14 protein-coding genes and 1 pseudogene are annotated in these 19,337 nt (G+C 35.6%); 4 read left to right on the forward strand and 11 right to left on the reverse strand.

From position 1 onward, the window contains the following. Positions 1–191 precede the first annotated feature (191 nt). Entirely contained in the window at positions 192–983 is a 792-nt protein-coding gene (locus GQ45_RS03260; RefSeq protein ID WP_047415068.1) for an MBL fold metallo-hydrolase, read from the forward strand. Between the two features lie 159 nt (positions 984–1,142). Here GQ45_RS03260 and ettA read toward each other — a convergent pair whose 3' ends face one another. From ettA to GQ45_RS18340, 4 genes and pseudogenes are all read right to left on the reverse strand, one after another. Further along, positions 1,143–2,834: an energy-dependent translational throttle protein EttA gene (gene ettA, locus GQ45_RS03265; RefSeq protein ID WP_047415070.1), complete on the reverse strand. Its 1,692-nt coding sequence runs from the start codon at positions 2,832–2,834 to the stop codon at positions 1,143–1,145. A gap of 221 nt (positions 2,835–3,055) precedes the next feature. Further along, positions 3,056–3,232: a CAL67264 family membrane protein gene (locus tag GQ45_RS18110; RefSeq protein ID WP_197056908.1), complete on the reverse strand. Its 177-nt coding sequence runs from the start codon at positions 3,230–3,232 to the stop codon at positions 3,056–3,058. Positions 3,233–3,317: 85 nt separating this feature from the next. After that, a complete protein-coding gene (locus GQ45_RS18335) occupies positions 3,318–3,941 on the reverse strand; it encodes a Gfo/Idh/MocA family protein (RefSeq protein ID WP_369798319.1) in 624 nt (207 codons plus the stop codon). A 6-nt stretch (positions 3,942–3,947) separates the two neighbouring features. Then, positions 3,948–4,301, reverse strand: a pseudogene (locus tag GQ45_RS18340) (Gfo/Idh/MocA family protein); the annotation flags it as partial. Between the two features lie 68 nt (positions 4,302–4,369). On the opposite strand from GQ45_RS18340, the gene GQ45_RS03280 reads away from it, so the two are divergent. Beyond that, a complete protein-coding gene (locus GQ45_RS03280; protein WP_047419975.1) occupies positions 4,370–5,998 on the forward strand; it encodes an acyl-CoA carboxylase subunit beta in 1,629 nt (542 codons plus the stop codon). 103 nt (positions 5,999–6,101) lie between these two features. Here GQ45_RS03280 and GQ45_RS03285 read toward each other — a convergent pair whose 3' ends face one another. From GQ45_RS03285 to guaA, 3 genes are all read right to left on the reverse strand, one after another. After that, the gene (locus GQ45_RS03285; protein ID WP_047415075.1) at positions 6,102–6,626 is read right to left on the reverse strand and encodes a hypothetical protein; all 525 of its coding nucleotides are present in this window, start codon (positions 6,624–6,626) and stop codon (positions 6,102–6,104) included. 262 nt (positions 6,627–6,888) lie between these two features. Then, positions 6,889–9,036, reverse strand: a complete 2,148-nt coding sequence (locus GQ45_RS03290; RefSeq protein WP_047415077.1) for a LysM peptidoglycan-binding domain-containing protein — start codon at positions 9,034–9,036, stop codon at positions 6,889–6,891. A 65-nt stretch (positions 9,037–9,101) separates the two neighbouring features. Beyond that, a complete protein-coding gene (gene guaA, locus GQ45_RS03295; RefSeq protein WP_047415079.1) occupies positions 9,102–10,634 on the reverse strand; it encodes a glutamine-hydrolyzing GMP synthase in 1,533 nt (510 codons plus the stop codon). 146 nt (positions 10,635–10,780) lie between these two features. On the opposite strand from guaA, the gene GQ45_RS03300 reads away from it, so the two are divergent. Further along, positions 10,781–11,326, forward strand: a complete 546-nt coding sequence (locus GQ45_RS03300; protein WP_047415081.1) for a pyridoxamine 5'-phosphate oxidase family protein — start codon at positions 10,781–10,783, stop codon at positions 11,324–11,326. Here the strand turns inward: GQ45_RS03300 and GQ45_RS03305 are convergent. Both GQ45_RS03305 and bshC read right to left on the reverse strand, forming a co-directional pair. Then, entirely contained in the window at positions 11,323–12,693 is a 1,371-nt protein-coding gene (locus GQ45_RS03305; protein WP_047415082.1) for an aminotransferase class V-fold PLP-dependent enzyme, read from the reverse strand. The two genes, GQ45_RS03300 and GQ45_RS03305, sit on opposite strands and share 4 nt — an antisense overlap. Before the next feature lie 219 nt (positions 12,694–12,912). Then, positions 12,913–14,514 (reverse strand): bacillithiol biosynthesis cysteine-adding enzyme BshC, encoded by a 1,602-nt coding sequence (gene bshC, locus GQ45_RS03310; protein WP_047415084.1) that lies wholly within the window; start codon positions 14,512–14,514, stop codon positions 12,913–12,915. A 149-nt stretch (positions 14,515–14,663) separates the two neighbouring features. On the opposite strand from bshC, the gene GQ45_RS03315 reads away from it, so the two are divergent. Beyond that, a complete protein-coding gene (locus tag GQ45_RS03315; protein ID WP_047415087.1) occupies positions 14,664–17,120 on the forward strand; it encodes a M14 family metallopeptidase in 2,457 nt (818 codons plus the stop codon). Between the two features lie 266 nt (positions 17,121–17,386). Here GQ45_RS03315 and GQ45_RS03320 read toward each other — a convergent pair whose 3' ends face one another. Next, complete coding sequence (locus tag GQ45_RS03320; protein WP_047419976.1) at positions 17,387–18,733, reverse strand: M24 family metallopeptidase; 1,347 nt, start codon at positions 18,731–18,733, stop codon at positions 17,387–17,389. An 85-nt stretch (positions 18,734–18,818) separates the two neighbouring features. Beyond that, positions 18,819–19,322, reverse strand: a complete 504-nt coding sequence (locus GQ45_RS03325) for a TonB-dependent receptor (RefSeq protein WP_047415090.1) — start codon at positions 19,320–19,322, stop codon at positions 18,819–18,821. Positions 19,323–19,337: the final 15 nt, after the last annotated feature.

The following is a 19,337-nucleotide window of genomic DNA, read 5'->3' on the forward strand; positions in this document are numbered from 1 at the left end:
GGCCAAAATTTAGATTCAGTTTGATAAAAAAGGTAAATAGAGCAAAAATATCTTGATTTCAGACTCAAAACTTGCATATGGGTTATATCTTTACAAAAAAAGTAAGCTTAAAAATGAGATATCACCCTCAGCATTCATCTATGTAAGAAAGCTGCTATTCAAATGAAACTTTTATCAAAAAAACAAAACTTATGAAAAATGTACTTTATGTTAGCTTAGCAATGCTGTTTTTAATGGCTTGCAAAGAATCAAAAAAAGAAGAGGCTACTACTGAAATGGCCGATACAACACTAACAACTTCATCGGTTTCAGATGAAATAACGATTAATCCAGTCGAGCATGCCACGGCTGTTTTAGAATGGGGAGGAACTACCATTTATATCGACCCCGTAGGTGGCGCCAAAGCTTTTGAAAATCAAAAAAAACCAGATTTAATTTTGATTACCGATATTCACGGAGATCATTTTAGTTTAGAAACGCTAGATTTTTTAGATACCTCTATGGCTAAAATAATAGTTCCACAAGCAGTGGCCGATAAAATGACCGAAAATTATACGGCTCAATTAGAAATTTTAAATAACGGGGACTCCAAAACGTATAAAGAAATAACTGTAGAAGCTATTCCAATGTATAACCTACGTGAAGAGGCACTTAATTTTCATACCAAAGGAAGAGGAAACGGTTATGTGTTAACCATGGGAGATCAGCGTATTTATTTTTCAGGAGACACCGAAGATATTCCTGAAATGCGTGCTCTTAAAAATATTGACAAGGCATTCATCTGTATGAATTTACCTTATACTATGACGGAGCAAAGTGCTGCGAGTGCGGTTTTAGAATTTAAACCAAAAGAAGTATATCCTTATCATTACAGAGGTAATCCTGATGTGAGTGATGTCTCTAAATTTAAAAATTTAGTGAATGAAGGTGATGATACAATCAAAGTTATCCAATTAGATTGGTATCCTGATGCGGAGTATTAAACAATAGGAACGACTGAACATGAAGTCGTCAGCAAAAAAATTTTGGAGTTTGCATTCCATTTAATCAGACTTTCATATAACCCTTTTACAGTAACAAAAAACGGTCAACTTTAATGCTAAAGTGGACCGTTTTTTTATTGTTAAAGAAATTAATTTTACCTATCTAATCAACTTCTTATATTTAATACGTTTTGGCATTAAATCACCACCTAAGCGTTTTTTCTTGTTTTCTTCGTACTCCGAGAATCCACCTTCAAAGAAATAAACTTCACTATTCCCCTCAAAAGCAAGGATGTGGGTGCAAATTCTGTCTAAAAACCAACGGTCGTGAGATATCACCACTGCACAGCCGGCAAAATTTTCTAAACCTTCCTCTAAGGCCCGTAAGGTATTTACATCTAAATCGTTCGTAGGTTCATCTAATAGCAAAACGTTACCTTCTTCTTTTAATGTCATAGCCAAATGCAAGCGGTTACGTTCACCACCAGATAGGGCACTTACCTTTTTATTTTGTTCACTCCCTGAGAAATTAAATCGACTTAGGTATGCACGAGAATTTACTTGTTTCCCCCCCATCATTACCAGTTCCTGTTCATTACTGAAATTTTGCCAAATTGTTTTTTCTGGGTCTATGTTCGAGTGACTCTGGTCTACGTACGCTATTTTAGCAGTATCTCCAACAATAAATTCGCCCTTATCCGCTTTTTCTTCGCCCATAATCATTCTGAAAATGGTAGTTTTACCAGCTCCGTTTGGACCAATAACACCCACAATACCAGCCTGTGGTAATTTAAAGTTCAAGTTTTCATACAACAATTTATCACCATAGGCTTTGCTTACACCAATAGCTTCAATAACATTTGTTCCTAATCGTGGACCGTTAGGAATATAAATCTCTAGCTTTTCGTCAAGTTGCTTTTGATCTTGACTCATTAACTTGTCATAGTTATTCAAACGTGCTTTTTGCTTTGTTTGTCGGCCTTTCGCTCCTTGGCGTACCCATTCTAACTCACGCTCTAATGTTTTTTGACGTTTAGAAGCTGTTTTGCTTTCTTCAGCCATACGCTTAGACTTTTGATCTAACCAGCTAGAGTAGTTTCCTTTCCAAGGAATGCCTTCTCCCCTATCTAACTCTAAAATCCAACCGGCTACATTGTCTAAAAAGTATCTATCGTGGGTCACGGCAATGACAGTTCCTTTGTATTCCGCTAAATGATGCTCTAACCAATGTACCGATTCTGCATCCAAGTGGTTGGTAGGTTCATCTAACAATAAAATTTCAGGTTCTTGTAATAATAATCTGCATAAGGCTACACGACGACGCTCTCCACCCGATAAATTCTTTATAGGTGCATCGCCATCGGGAGTTCTCAACGCATCCATGGCTATTTCCAGTTTCGTATCTAATTCCCAAGCGTTTGAAGCATCTATTTGATCTTGGAGTTCTGCTTGGCGGGCCATCAACTTATCCATCTTATCGGCATCAGAATAAACTTCTTCTAAACCAAACATGTCGTTAATCTTGTTGTATTCCTCAAGAATGGCAACTGTATCAGCAACACCTTCTTTAACGATTTCTAGTACCGTTTTACTTTCATCTAATAAAGGTTCTTGCTCTAAATAACCTACTTTATATCCTGGAGAAAAAACTACATCACCTTGGAAATTTTTGTCAACACCAGCAATGATTTTTAATAAGGTAGATTTTCCAGATCCATTTAAACCTAGAATACCAATTTTAGCACCATAGAAAAAGCTTAAGTAAATATTTTTAAGAACGGGCGTATTTGCCGTTTTATATGTTTTTGTAACTCCAGACATGGAGAAAATTACTTTTTTATCGTCAGACATTTTTAGTTATTAATTTTAAATTTTAAGTACTATTTTTTAGGCTTAGGTGTTGAATAAAAAATTTAAAGTGAGCTTTCGAGTTTAAAATAAACTAAAATTTAAGTGCTTAGCAGACAAATTTTACTATGCGTCTTACTCCTTTGTATGAAACAATTTATCCTCAACTGGTTTTATCAACATGTAGTTGATCTTTCTTTTTTTTAACTTCAGATTTAAGTTAGTTAAACTCTACCCTTTAGCGCGTTAAAAACCCATGCGACTGCTAAAAAGCCTACACCAACAGCGGCAAATCCGTATCCTGCTACCTCATAATACCTAAATGCCCCAAGGGCTATTAAAGAGAATCCTACAAAAATCATTATCCAAGTAGCCCACGCCAACACCGTATTTTTATTCATTCCCATAATTTAATAGTTATTTAATCAATTGGTAACATCAAATATCGGTAATTTAATAGAATTTAGCGCTCTCAAAAAAACAAAATTATTTCTCAAACGGAAAAATAACTCCTGTTATTCCTCTAATTTCATCCAATAAACCTATTACATCTAAACTGTTTTGATGACTCCAAAGTTTACTTTCTAGTTGGTCGTTTCTCAAACAATGGTGTACTTCTTCTATTTCATAATAATAACCTCTTCCTTTGGTTGGTAAATTAAAGCGTTCCGAAGTATCGTTCAGTTCTAAAGTATAGCCTTGCGCTTCATGCCAACTAGGGTCAAAAAAAATACTCCCTTTAGTACCTGATATTTCAGCTTTTATTTTCGATTTAGAATTTAACCCGCTATACAGCAGCGCTTGTGCCTCAGGATAATCAAACAAGATACTCGTTTGCATTTCTATTCCAGTTTTAAAAAATTTAGAAGATGCTTGTATTTGACTAGGCTTTCCCAAAATCAAATAGGATAAGAAAACAGGATAAATTCCAATATCCAACAAAGATCCACCTGCCAAATCAGGGTTTAAAAGTCGATTCGTTTCTTCTCTGTGTAAAGCCGGAAAAGCAAAATCAGCATGAAGGTATTTTATAGTTCCAATGCGACCGCTATCTAGTAGTTGTTTTACTTTCTGAATAGCCGGGTTAAACCTACTCCATAAGGCTTCCATTAAAAAAACGTTATTTTCTTTAGCCGTTTTAATCATTTTTTGGACCTCCATACGATTGATACCCATTGGTTTTTCACAAAGTACATGTTTACCATGGGTCATGGCCTCAATGGCAATTTCAGCATGAAACGAATGAGGCGTGGCAATATAAATAACATCAACTTCGGGACAATGAATTAAATCTTTATAAGACCCAAAATAGTATTTAGATTGATATTGCTCTGAGAAGACTTTTGCCTTTTCAGTATTTCTTGATGCTACTGCTATTAAATTAGCATCCGCATTTAAAAGCAAATCTTTTACAAAATGATGCGCTATACTTCCTAATCCTAAAATTCCCCATTTTACTTTATGCATCCTATTAACATTTGAATTTACACAAAGTTAATCCTTATCTTTATGCTTCCAAAAAAGAAACTAAAGCATATATGGACATTAACTTTAACAAAAACGAAGATCACAATAAATTACTTTTATCTGACTTAAAAAAAAGACTGGCTACAGTAAGTTTAGGAGGAGGAAAAAGCAGAATTGAAAAGCAACATAAGCAAGGAAAATTAACAGCAAGAGAACGTATTGATTATCTTTTGGATGATGGCGCTGATGCCATTGAAATTGGTGCTTTTGTGGGCGACGGAATGTACAGCGAACATGGCGGCTGCCCTTCTGGAGGAGTTATTGTAAAAATAGGATTTGTTCAAGGAAAACAATGTATTATTGTAGCCAATGATGCAACAGTAAAAGCTGGAGCTTGGTTTCCTATTACCGCTAAAAAAAATCTAAGAGCACAAGAAATTGCCATAGAAAACAAACTACCTATCATTTATTTGGTCGATAGTGCTGGCGTTTACCTGCCCTTACAGGATGAAATCTTTCCCGATAAAGAGCATTTTGGACGTATTTTTAGAAACAATGCTATTATGAGCAGTATGGGAATTACTCAAATTTCTGCAGTTATGGGAAGTTGTGTGGCTGGTGGCGCGTATTTACCCATCATGAGTGATGAAGCTTTAATTGTGGATAAAACAGGTAGCATTTTTTTAGCAGGAAGTTATTTGGTAAAAGCAGCCATTGGAGAAAGTATTGATAATGAAACTTTAGGCGGTGCTACAACCCATTGTGAAATAAGCGGTGTTACCGATTATAAAGCTAAAGATGATGCCGATGCCTTGAATACTATTAAAAATATCATTGATAAAATAGGAGATTTTGACAAAGCGGGTTACAACCGTGTTGAAGCTAAAAAACCAAAGGAAAATCAAGAAGATATTTACGGAATTTTACCAAAATCGAGAAGCGACCAGTATGATATGCTTGAAATCATCAAACGTTTGGTAGATAATTCTGAATTTGACCAATATAAAGAAGGTTATGGAAAGACTATTTTAACTGGTTACGCTCGAATTGATGGTTGGGCGGTGGGTATTGTCGCCAATCATAGAAAAGTAGTAAAAACCACCGCTGGTGAAATGCAATTTGGTGGCGTAATTTATTCTGATTCAGCCGATAAAGCCACTCGATTTATTGCCAATTGCAATCAAAAGAAAATTCCACTCGTATTTTTACAAGATGTAACTGGTTTTATGGTGGGTAGTAAAAGCGAACATGGTGGCATTATTAAAGATGGTGCAAAAATGGTGAATGCCGTAAGTAACTCTGTCGTTCCAAAGTTCACTATTGTCATCGGAAACAGTTATGGAGCAGGCAATTACGCTATGTGTGGCAAAGCTTATGACCCCCGTTTAATTGTCGCTTGGCCTAGTGCAGAATTGGCAGTAATGAGTGGAAACTCAGCGGCTAAAGTATTATTACAAATAGAAAAAGCTTCCCTCGAGAAAAAAGGTGAAAAAATAACTCCTGAAAAAGAAGCCGAATTATTTAATAAGATTAAAAACCGTTACGACAATCAAGTTTCACCTTATTATGCAGCGTCACGATTATGGACCGATGCCGTTATAGATCCCTTAGATACTAGAAAATGGATTTCGATGGGCATCACAGCAGCGAATCACGCACCTATTGAAAAACCGTTTAATTTAGGAGTGATTCAGGTTTAAGGCAGCATAGCTTACATGAAAAGGGTCTTAGTTTGTTTTAAATATTTAGGAGATTAGCTTTTTAAGCTTATCATAACTATAAAAATTAGTAGCAATGGAGAAGCTAATCCTTCAAAATAGCTTCAATTTTTTTATTCCAACGCAGCTGCTGCTCTCTATTTCTTGAGAAATTGGTTTCGGTATCATACAAGTTTTGAAAGTCATTTAACTCCCTATTTACTTGATGGTAAATGGCTTTCATCTCTGCTTGTGCATTGTTGGTATAATTAGCTTTGGCCAAACGCTCTCTAAGTTTTTCAGCATATACTGCTGTAATATCAAAATGCAACTGTTCGTGATTTAAAATTACATGGTCACATATGGCTGATCGATACCATGACTTTTGGGGGTAAAAAAAAGAGTTTACTTCAAAATCAATAGCCACTACTTTATTATTTTCTTTAGTCGTTGAAACCCGATAGGTTAATCCACTGGCCGTTACCGCTGCTGCCCTATTGTTTTGAGGTTTTCCTTTAAAATCTGACCAAGTGAGTCGCTTGTGCTTTTCCCATAGGATTGTTTCTTCTTGAATTTCGTTAGAAATCAAAAAAACAAATAATGTGACTAAGATGGCTTTTAGAAATTCCAAGAAAATGAATTATTTTTTGTTAACTGATTTAAAGGTATAGAGCCTTGGTATTGGGTAAGCGGCATTATCTTAAAATTTATACGTAAACCTAGAGCTTTTGCATTCCCTAAGCCAAACCGCTATTCATCCGCTTTAGCCTAAACAAAAAACTGAACTCAAACGCCTATACCCTACCAGTGTATCATCACTAAACTTGCTTTTCAAGTCGTAGAAATACTTTTGCCCCTTGAGGTCAAGTTTTCACAACCTAGCATGGTCTATGCTATTTTGCTTCTTTTATCCACATATTATCATACATCATGATATAGGCTCCTGTGTTGTAATAGCCTTGAGATTCCTTTTGTACGTAATTGTATTTTGTATTGCTATAGCGCGTTTCTCCTATATTTTTAGAAGCTTCGAACAAATTGTTTTTATAGGCTAATTTTAAAAGAACGTCCATGGTAATGTCAAAGCCTTTATGAGCATATTTATCTGGTGATTTACCATTATTCATTTTCATATAAGCGCGTTCAAAGGCGTCATTTTTATCTTCTCCCTCAATCGTTGGATAGGTGAAAGCTAAGTTTGATAAATGAGAATGATTTATTTTTTCATCGTCATAAGCTTTGTTCTTATTGGTCGTAAAAAGTCGTATTTTAATCTTATCGGTTCGTGAAGCATTTAAAACAGAAATTACACTATTTACCGTACTAAATTGATCAGTCTCTAAGAAAACCCAGTTCTCTTCTGTCGAAGATAGTAAGGCTAAAATTTTATCTTTCATGGCAAATTTCTCTACTAAATTTAATGCTTTTGCCTTTGGAAATTCTTTTAGTAAAAGCTTTTTCGTTACTTCATGTGCATCATCAGCAATAACCACAATATTTTCTGCAACTCTTTTTTCTTTAACAAAAGACAGTAACTGTTCCCTTAAATTGTCCTCTGAAGGAACCGCATAAAAAACATTTGAAAGGCTAATATCACTTTTGGTATGGATAGGAGCAATAAGTGGAACTTGAAAAGGTAATACCCGCACAGCTACTTCTTTTAAAGATTCTGGATCTAAAGGGCCAATAATAGCATGCGCATTTTTTAATTCGGACTTTAATAATAATTCTTTAGTTCTGTTCATGTTTCTTTCCGTATCAAAAACGGAGACATTCACTGAAAGTCCTAATTTTTTTATAGAATCTAAGGCTACTAAGGCCCCACTGTACAGCGCCAAGCTCCAGTTGGCATCTCTTCTGCCTTTAAGAGAGTCTTTTGCAGCTTCTGAATTATTTACATTGATCAGGTCTAAGCGAAAAGGAAGCATAATTACTAAATTTGGCTTAAACGCCGTGTTCATTTTACTTATTAGATCTATATTTTCAATAATCAAAGAATTTTTAACCACAAAATTCCCTTCATTGGCTTTTGGAATTTTTAAAATCATGCCTGCTTTTAATCCCGATTGTAGTTCCGGATTTAAAGAAAGTAACTCTCGGTAACTTAATCCCAATTTTCTTGTGAGCGAATATTCGGCTTCGCCAGGCTTTACTTCATAAAAGTTGAAGTTCTCTGTATTGACAGCCTCTTTATTTGCTGTTTTTTGAGGAATTCTAATCACCATTCCTTCCTGAAGTCCGCGTTCATTAAGTTCAGGGTTTACCATTTTTATTTCGTTCTCTGTAACGCCAAATTCACGCTCCAAAGCCAAAAAACCTTTTTTTGGGGGAACAGTGTACGACATAAATAATTGTGAGGTTTGATTTTCCGTGGTACTTCCGGCGAGGATCGGTAATCGTAGCTTTTGACCTGCCGCCAAATAGGTATTGTCTTTGGATAAATCTGGATTTAACACTAAAAGACTATCTATAGAAATTCCATACCTGCTCGCAATAGAGAATCTATTTTCTTTTGGTTGTACGGTATATTCTTCAAAAAGAGTTTCATCAACAGTAGTTTCTTTCACCTCTATTTTTCTAAACTTAGGAATTTTTAAGGTCATTCCTTTTTTGAGCTGTGTGGCATATAATTCTTTGTTATACCGTTTAATAGCATCTTGACTTACTTTAAAACGCTCCGATATTCTAAATAAATTATCTCTCCGCTTAACTTCATAAGAAACAAAACCAATAGGCTCTTCCTGCGTTATTACAGTTACCGTGTTGTTTGCAGTCTCCCTTGGTTTAGCATCATTGTCAGAAGTGACTTTTGCCTCTAAATTAATCACCAAAATAGTATTCAGTTTTAATTCGTTTGCATTTTTAACCTCTTTATTTAAGTTTAAAATACTCTCGGGACTTACCTTATATTGTTTCGCAATACTTTGAATTGTTTCCCCTTTTTTCACAGGGTGCGTCGTAAATTTTTGAGCAAAAGCTGAAAAACTAAAGAGTAGCAGTACTAGGCTTACGATATAAAACTTCACAAATACTTTTTTCATTTTAATCTATCTATATTTAATACTTTACAGTCCAAGTTTATCTAACGCAGCTAGAACCAAAAAAATTATTCCCATTCAATCGTTGCAGGAGGTTTTGAACTTATATCATACACCACTCTATTTACGCCTCGAACTTTATTGATGATATCGTTAGACGTTTTTTGTAAAAACTCATAGGGTAAATTTACCCAATCCGCGGTCATACCATCGGTACTTTCCACAGCTCGCAAAGCTACACATTTTTCATAAGTTCTTTCATCACCCATAACACCTACACTATTTACGGGTAAAAGCATTGCTCCGGCCTGCCAAACTTTATCATAAAGCCCAGCTTCTTTTAATCCATTAATAAATATAGCATCTACTTCTTGTAGGATCGCTACTTTTTCTCTGGTAATATCTCCTAGAATTCTTATCGCTAAACCTGGTCCTGGAAATGGGTGCCTACCCAATAATAAGGGGTCAATTCCCATACTTGCACCAACCCTGCGTACCTCGTCTTTAAAAAGCATGCGTAAGGGCTCAACAATACTCAATTTCATAAAATCGGGCAAACCACCAACATTATGGTGACTTTTAATCGTCGCTGAAGGTCCACCAGTTGCGGAAACCGATTCGATAACGTCAGGATAAATAGTACCTTGTGCTAGCCATTTTGCGTCTTCCACCAAATGCGATTCATCATCAAAAACTTCGATAAAAACCCGGCCAATAGTTTTACGTTTTTTTTCTGGATCGCTTTCTCCTAACAAGGCATCCAAAAAACGTGCCGAAGCGTCTACTCCTTTAACATTTAGTCCCATTCCTTCGTATTGTTTTAGAACACTAGGGTATTCATCTTTTCGCAATAAGCCATTATTGACAAAAATACAATGTAAGTTTTTCCCAATGGCTCTATGCAATAACATGGCTGCAACCGAAGAATCAACACCACCAGATAAGCCCAAAATAACTTTATCTGTTCCTATTTTTTCTTTTAATTGGGCGACCGTAGTTTCTACAAAGGAATCTGGCGTCCAAGTTTGAGCTACTCCTGCAATATTTACAAGAAAATTTTCTAGTAATTGTTTCCCATCGGTAGAATGGTATACTTCAGGATGAAATTGAATGGCATAGGTTTCTTCTCCTTGAATTTTAAAGGCTGCATTCTCTACGTCATGTGTACTTGCTAACTTTACCGCACGGGTTGGTAACACTTTAATAGTATCAGAATGACTCATCCAAACCTGACTCCCCTCACTAATTTTTTCAAAAAAGGCTTCATTAGGTTTTACAAACGATAGTTTTGCTCGACCGTATTCTCTTGTTTCGGAGGGGGCCACATTACCACCTTGAAAATGCGCTAAATATTGCGCTCCATAACAAACAGCTAACAATGGTTTTTTACCTTGAATTTCTGATAAATCAGGATGTGGAGCGTCTGCCGCCCTTACTGAAAATGGAGATCCAGAAAGAATTACAGCCTTGTATTCAGAAAGGTCCTCAGGAAGGTGATTGTACGGTTTTATTTCACAAAAAATATTAAGCTCTCGAACTCTTCTAGCGATAAGTTGTGTGTATTGAGAACCAAAATCTAAAATCAGGACGTTATTTTGCATCCGCAAAAATAGTAAATTGAAATTTTTTGAAAAGCTTCTTTTGATTATATTTATACAAATATTTCAACTACCGCTGGTTTCGCCTCATTTATTTAACCCCAAGGATGATTTATGAATATTTTTTTGAATCTTAAATACAAAATTCTATGACTGAAAAAATATTTGATACGATCAAAAACGAATTTAAAATAAGTCTCAATAGAAAAAATCATCCTTATAAGCTAGCTACTTTAGGCACGGTGGGCTTAGACCACATGGCCCGATTAAGAACTATTGTTGTACGCGATATTTCGAAAGATTTGACGGTAACTTTTTATACGGATAAGCGATCTAAAAAAGTAACGCACATTCAAGAGAACAATAAGGTGAGCTTGCTTTTTTATGACCCAGAAAAAAGCATTCAATTAAAAATAGAGGGTATAGCAAGTCTGATAAAAAATCCTGACATATTGCAAGAGCACTGGGCTAAGGTTAGCGAAAGGTCAAAAAAAGATTATATAACTTCAAAAGCTCCTGGCACAGAAATCACGGGAACTGAAACCATTGAATATATCAATGAATCTCACCATTTTTGTATGATTGCCATTGAGCCAAAAAAAATTGAATACCTAAAATTAAATACAGATAAACACCTTCGCATTCGGTATTCTTTAAGCCATCAAAACTGGAAGGGTATATTTTTAGTCCCTTAAACCATGGTGGCTAAAATATCTGAAATATCCTTTTCTGTGGTATCTGGATTGATAAAACAAAAACGAGCTACAGTCTCATAAGCATCTCCTTGTTTCCATTTTGTAGGGGTTACTAACGCAAAACCTTTTTCGTGATTATCGTAGGTCCAATTTCTATAATCATCAGGAGACCACCCTATTCGCCTAAAAAGTACACAAGACAAACTAGGCTCACGGACCAATTCAACTTGAGGTGCTTTTTCTATTAATTTACCTGCTAAATTTGCTAAAGAAATACCCTGTTCAACCGCCCACTTGTATTTATCTATTCCGTGCATGGCTAAAGAAAACCAAAGTGGCATGCCTCGAAGTCTTCTAGTTAATTGTATTTGATAATCTGCAGGGTTAAAACCTTGAGCACCTTCATCTTTAAAAATATCTAAATAAGAACCTTCTTGAGAATGCGCCGCTTTTGCTAGCTCAGGATCTCTATATAAAACAGCACCGCAATCATAAGGAGAAAATAACCATTTATGCGGATCTATGGTAATACTGTCTGCTTTTTCTATACCATTGAATAAATGACGCACAGAATCGGCCACTAAAGCAGCACCGCCATAAGCCGCGTCTACATGAAACCAAAAATTATGAGTTTTGCAAAGAGTTCCTATGCCCTCTAAATCATCAATGATACCCGCATTGGTAGTGCCCGCCGTAGCTACAATTCCAAAGATTCTATTTTTTTCATCTTGTGATAAAGCATTTAATGTTTTTTCGATATCTATGGCATGTAAGCTATCTTCAGTGGGTACTAAAAGTACTTCCGCATCCATCACTTTTGCCATAGCTTTAACCGATGAGTGTGCCCCGATAGAAGTTAAAATAATTCCTTTCTTATGTTGGTTTTCAGGTTTTAAACGCCAAAATTCACGTGCAGCAACCATCGCAGATAAGTTTGCCGCTGTTCCACCACTCGTAAAAACGCCAAAAGATTTACTGGGCATTCCTGTTAAGGATACCAGCCATCGCATGGCTTCATTTTCACAGAAAATTCCACCTGCTCCTTCCATCCAATACGCGCCGTGAATACTTGATGCTGAAGTAACCAAATCGAACATAATGGCTGCCCGAGTTGGTGAGGCCGGTACAAATGCCAAATGCCTTGGATGATCGATAGGCACTGTGGCTTTTACCAATACATCTCGGAACAACTGAAAAGCTTTTTCTCCACCAATACCTTGGGCAGTTATTGTTTCACCCACCAACGCTTTTAGCTCTTCTTCTTTTTTGGGTTTTCCTAATTCAGGAGCTGTATTCGTAATACGATTGATCGCGTATTTCATGACATCTAAGGTCATTTCTACTAGTTCTATATCAATATTGTGCATATTTTATTCAATTTAGTATGGCATAAAAGCCATTAATTCACTGCTACACCAAAACTTATTCTTTAGAAATACACTTATAGAACATCCAAAAAAACTAGCGTGATTTTAGGATCTGAACTCTGCAGTTCAAAAAATAATGTGCCTTTAAGGAAAATAACACCAAATACTTATGTACAGCTAGTCTCAAGTATCGCAATGAAAAAACAGATATAATATATTCTAAAAAACTATGATTATATAGTCCTGTGACAAAGGTTTTAAATGTGTACTTAATTCAGGAAGTAAGGCATCACCGTACTCCAAATAAAATTCAGAAAAATTAGTTTGGCGTTCCTGTAAAGATCGATTTGGAAAAAGTTCATTTTGAATTGAGGTAATTCGGATAACATGATCTTTTAACTTACGCTTTTGCGCTTTTAGCAATCGCTTTTCCAAATGATCTAGCCCTTTCATTTGCTTTACTTCTTGAGCTTTTACCGCTCCCAAGAACGACTTATCGGTTTGTTCTGCCAGGTCAAATAAGGCACTAAACTGATTTTTTAACTGTTCTTTTTGAGAGCTAAAGTCTATATCAATATTCGAAATTTCACGTATTTTTTTATTGATTAATGCATTTTGTTTCAGAAATATATGAGCGGTTGAAAGCCCTAATTTCGTTAATTTATCTTGTTGTTTTTCGGTGATTAAAAGTGCTGAGTTACGTAATAGCAACATTGGAAAAGTAACATTTACGGCCTTAAAATACCCTTTAAGCTCTAACCAATAGGCTAGCTCTCCACCGCCTCCAATATAGCACAGATTAGGTAAAATAACTTCCTGATACAATGGCCTAGTAACCACATTTGGAGAAAAACGCTCAGGATGACTATTTATTTCCGATAAAATAGCCTCTTTGGTAAAACTTATTTTTGTATCGTTTATATAGAAAACTCCACTTTTTTCAATAATTCGCTCCCGAACTCCATCAATTAAATAAAAGTAATTGATTTCTCTTGGGTTTACCTGAATTTTATAATCCTCAGAAATGTCGTTTAGATTTTTTATCGTTTTTGAGACTTCAGAAAAAGAAGTATTCTCAAAAAGGTCCGATGTAATAAAAGGAATTAATAGTTGTTTTAATGCGGCATCATCGCCATCAACAATCACTAATCCGTATTCAGAAAATAAGGTATTTGCTAAATAACGGGTAGCATCTGTTAAATTATCATTTTTTAAATAAGCCTCTGAAAATAAATTTTTTAAATAAGTTGCATTGTTACTCGTGCCCAATTCAGCAGATAAATTTTCAAAAACTTCTTCAAGACCGGTTGTAGCTAATCGACCAACACCCCCCGAGGCCGCTTTATTCCATTGTATTTTTTTGCCATGAAGATTAAAATAATTGATTTCCTCGAAATCATGATCCTCCGTTGCCATCCAATAAATGGGGACAAAATTGTAATTTGGATATGTTTTTTTTAATTCTTTAGAAAGGTTAATCGTAGAGATAATCTTGAATAAAAAATACAATGGCCCCGTAAATAAATTCAACTGATGCCCTGTCACTATAGTGAAGGTTTTTTCATCTCGAAGGGCGCGTATATTTATTTGAGTAGCATCACTTAATGCTAATTTGGCGTTTTGATTTTCTAGTGCATCTGCCAGAACAACTCTATGCTTTTGGGAGAAATTGGCACCCTTTTCTTTTATTTGTGCTTCAAAATTTTCCTTTTTGGGAAATCTATTAAAAAAAGGAGTTAGCGCTGTTTTTTCTTCTAAATAATCACAGATTATTTTAGAAAAATAACCAGTTTGTTTAAATGGGATTCCATCAAGTTTCATAGATAAATTTTATTCTTATAAAGATAAAATGCTTGAATTTTATCCGTGTGTAAAATTACATTAGGTTCTTAATTTAAATAAAAACAAAGATAGCCATATTCAATTTGATTATTTATGATTAGTTTTATGTTTTAGAAATACAAAAACGAATGAAAAAAATTTTACTTCTTGTAGGTTTCCTTTCCTACACCTTTAGCATTGCACAAAGTATTAAATCTCCTTCTGAATTTTTAGGATATGAATTAGGTTCAGCATTCTCTAGACATCACGAAGTGGTTGATTATTACAAATATTTAGCCGCCACACTTCCTGATCAAGTGCAATTGGTTGAATATGGTAAAACCAACGAAAGAAGACCTTTACTACTTGCTTACGTTTCTACAGCGGAAAACATCAAAAATCTAGAAAATATCCGAACAGAACATCTAAAAAATACCGTAGGCCAGGGTAGTCCAGATAAGGCTATAGTTTGGTTGAGCTATAATGTGCATGGTAATGAAAGTGTGAGCACTGAAGCCTCTATGCAAACTATTTATGAACTTTTAACCAATCGTAAAAGCTTATTAGAGAATACTGTGGTTATTATTGACCCATGTATAAATCCTGATGGCCGTGATAGGTATGTAAATTGGTATAATGAAAATAAAAATACACCCTACAATGTTGACCCTAATAGTAAAGAACATAACGAAGGTTGGTTAAGTGGGCGCGCTAACCATTATATGTTCGATTTAAATCGAGACTGGGCATGGCTAACGCAAGTAGAGAGTCAACAACGCTTAAAAGTCTATAACACGTGGCTTCCTCATGTACATGTAGATTTTCATGAACAAGGTGTAGATGCTCCGTATTATTTTGCCCCAGCGGCAGAACCTTATCATGAAGTTATTACAAACTTTCAGCGCGATTTTCAAGTAACCATTGGTAAAAACCACGCCAAATATTTTGATAAAAATGGGTGGTTTTATTTTACTAAAGAAGTTTTTGACCTTTTTTACCCCAGTTATGGCGACACCTATCCTTTGTACAATGGTGCCATTGGAATGACCTACGAGCAAGGTGGTAGTGGACGAGCAGGCCTAGGGGTTTTAACCCGTATAGGTGATACCTTGACCTTAAAAGATAGAATTGCACACCACTTTACTACTGGGGTTTCTACGGTTGAAGTAGCCGCCGGAAATGCCCAAAAGCTAAATGACGAGTTCAAGAAATTCTATACCGATAAAAATCACAAATACAAAAGCTTTATTTTAAATGGGCATCCTAATAAATTAAATGCTTTAACTAAACTTCTAGATTTACATCAAATCGAGTATGGTTATGCCACCAACGCAAGCATAAAAGGATTTGAATACAGCTCGGGTAAAATAAAAAATTTGAAAACAAATGAACAATCATTAGTTATTTCAACAGACCAAACCAAAGGTACTTTAGCGCATGTTTTATTTGAACCCAATGCCAAATTAAGCGATTCATTAACCTATGACATTACGGCCTGGTCTTTACCTTATGCCTACGGATTAGAAGCTATAGCCTCTGAAACAAAAGTAAATTCTACTATTAATAATAGAACTAATGTAAATCCAAAAAGCAGTATTTCAGAAGACACTTATGCGTATTTGTCGGATTGGAATAGCATGCAGGATGCTCGTTTTTTAGCAGATTTATTAAAGGAAGGTATCAAAGTTCGTTTTACCCAAAAGCCCTTTTCTTTAGATGGAAAAAAATACGGAAGAGGAAGTTTAATAATTACTAAATCTGACAATAGAAATAAAAAAGATTTTACTAGCACTCTAGAACGTATTGCACTAAAAAACCAAACAGCCTTAACCCCCACCTCAACTGGATTTGTGGATAAAGGCAATGATTTTGGATCTAGTAGTGTAAGCATGATAAAGAAGCCTAAAGTAGCTGTACTGTCTGGAGCACCAACAAGTACATTACAATTTGGCGAAATTTGGCACTTTTTTGAGCAACAATTGCAGTATCCTGTAACGGTTCTGCACGACTCAAAATTATATGCCACAGACTTAGAAGGGTATGATGTTTTAGTACTACCTGACGGTTGGTATGGTAGTTTCTTAAATAGCGATAAGCAAAAGGAACTAAAAAAATGGGTAAAAGATGGCGGTAAATTAATTGCCATGGGCGGCGCTATCAATGGCTTAGAAGGGAAAGATGGTTTTGCGGTGAAAACCAAAGAAGTTAAAAAAGATACCACCAAGACAGTAGCCCTACAAACCTATGATGAGTCTGAACGTGAGGGCATTAAAAACTTGATTACAGGGGCTATTTTTAAAACAAAAGTTGACCCTACTAACCCATTAGCATATGGCTATAGCGACAGCTATTTTACCTTAAAACTAGGAAGTGACAGCTTTGATTATTTAAAAGATGGAACTGTTGCTTATCTTGAGAAAAATACAACTCCAGTAGCTGGTTTTGCGGGTAGTGAAGCCAAAAAACAAATAGCAGAAACCATGGTTTTTGGTGTTGAAAATTATGGTCGTGGCCAAGTAGTGTACATGGTGGATAATCCTTTATTTAGAGGTTTCTGGGAAAATGGTAAATTGTTCTTTGTCAACGCCTTGTTTATGGTGAATTAAGAGCGCTATAAAATTGACCTGATTTGAGCAACGCCTTGTGATTTTATACCCAGATGTCATTAAAAACTGAACAATCTAGAATTGTTTTGCTTTGACCAAAATTTTCACGGTGAAAAACCTTTGTAGCATTGTGCTATACTTCTTTTAACCATCACATATCGTATGCTATTGACAAAGCTGATAAGGACCTATAATGGTAACTATCAGCTTTGTCAATAATAAAAATAGATCCTCTGAAATAAAAATTTACTAATTTAAAATATCGCTTAATTTCCAAGTTGACTTTTTACTCTTGGAATCAACAGTAATTCTGTTTGGCGGCCGTTGACAAACCTAAAACCGTTTTCACCGTAAAAACCTGCTTCTTCAAGCATGATTCGTATATCTCTATTCCATTCAGGAACGGTGATAGTGGTATTTAGTTCAATGGCATATACGGTATTTTGACGTAAGGGATAGTTTTCGCCATCGTCTTTCATAACCCCATCCTGAGAATCCCACATGCCAATCGTAGTGCCTGCAGAATGACCATAAGAACCAAGGGGATGCGTATAAATAGAAGGTCTCAATCCCGCCGTTCTTGCCTCCTTAAGTGCTTTGGCAAGAATTTCATTTCCCGTTTTACCAGTAATCATATTTTGGGTTAGAAAATCTTGAACTTTATTACCTGCTTTTAAGCCTTCTACTAAAAACTTTGGCGCTTCTTTTTCATTGGGCTTTAAAACATAAGCCAACTCTTGGCAATCGGTGTTTAAGCGTAAATAGCTTATTCCGAAATCGCAATGCACTAAATCTCCAGGTAAAATTACCATATCATCAGGTCGGCCGGAAAAAGAATATAAATGACTTACCAGTGCTTCACTACTTCGTTGTACATCCACGGTGGGGTGAAACCAGGTTTCTAGACCTAAATCTGTTACTTTTTGGCGCATCCACCACTCTACTTCAGTGGTTGTGGTTATTCCAGGGGTAATCACTTTTTCCGAAAAAGCCTCGGCAATGATCTCATGGGTAATAGTTACCAGTTGATTGTAAATAACCATTTCTCTTGGTGTTCGCGTTTCAATCCATCGTACTGCCAACTGTTCTGCAGAGACTACTTTAGCATGATGTTTTTTTGGAAGATAATCTAAAAATTCATCGTAATCGGTCTTGTCTAACCCGTCGGCAATATTGTGGTCTTTGGAATAGTTGAGTCCAATTTTAATAGGATTTCGCTCTTCTATCAATGCTATTAAGCGCTTCCATTGGTCAGGTTGTTTTTCTTTATCCCACGCAGAAACAATATTCTCACCTACATTATACCTTGCCACCGCTAATTTTTCAATAGTATTTTTGCCTTTATCGCGATAAAATAGCAGTATAGTTCTACGCCGTGCATTCAACCATGTGGCTGGAAGCATGGTTCTCAATACGGGATCTTCGTTGTATTCTCTTGAGATGACGATCCACATGTCAATACCGGTTTCATCCATTAAATTCGGTAATAGCTGGTTAAATCGTTCAGAAAGTAGTTCATCAACAAGGGTGGCACGTTGTTCTTCTGGTAAAATATGCTGGCCTAAGGCCCCTAAAGTGCACAAAAAGCTAATGGTAAAAAGTATTTTTTTCATTGAAGTTGTATTTCGAACTTGAAAATACAAAATAACTTCTAACAAAAAAGTACTGACTGCATATTTTAATCTAAGGCAAAAAAACTCAATTGTTACTAAAAAGTAAATAATTACTTGCTGCGACATCGGTGCCTACTTTGATGCTTTCAATATCATTAAGGTTTATGGCATTTAAAATGCTGGCATCGTAGTACCTAATTCCGTCTATGACATAAATGGTATGCCTATCGCCACGCATCGTAATTGTTGGTGTTTTATTTAAACCTGAATCAGTATTCCTTATTTGTACGCCTGGAACGTGACTAATGATACGATTATAAAAATCTTGAGGAAGATTTAAATTAGCGGTTGGTACATCGTAAATTTTAAATGGAAGGTTTCTAGACGTAATTATTTTCCCCTGAAAGCAACACGAAATTATTTCAATAGGCGCATTACAAGAACCAGTTAACGACCCTAAATCTTTAGGTTTAAGGTCTTCGTTGATGTCTATTAAAGCAGGGACTATTTCTACTTTTTTTTTAATTACTTTTTGAGCTGTACAGGAGAAAGCGGTTACAATCAATAATGCCAAAAATAAATGTTTCATGTTTTTAGTTTTATG

The organism is Cellulophaga sp. Hel_I_12, assembly GCF_000799565.1.
Lineage (GTDB): Bacteria > Bacteroidota > Bacteroidia > Flavobacteriales > Flavobacteriaceae > Cellulophaga.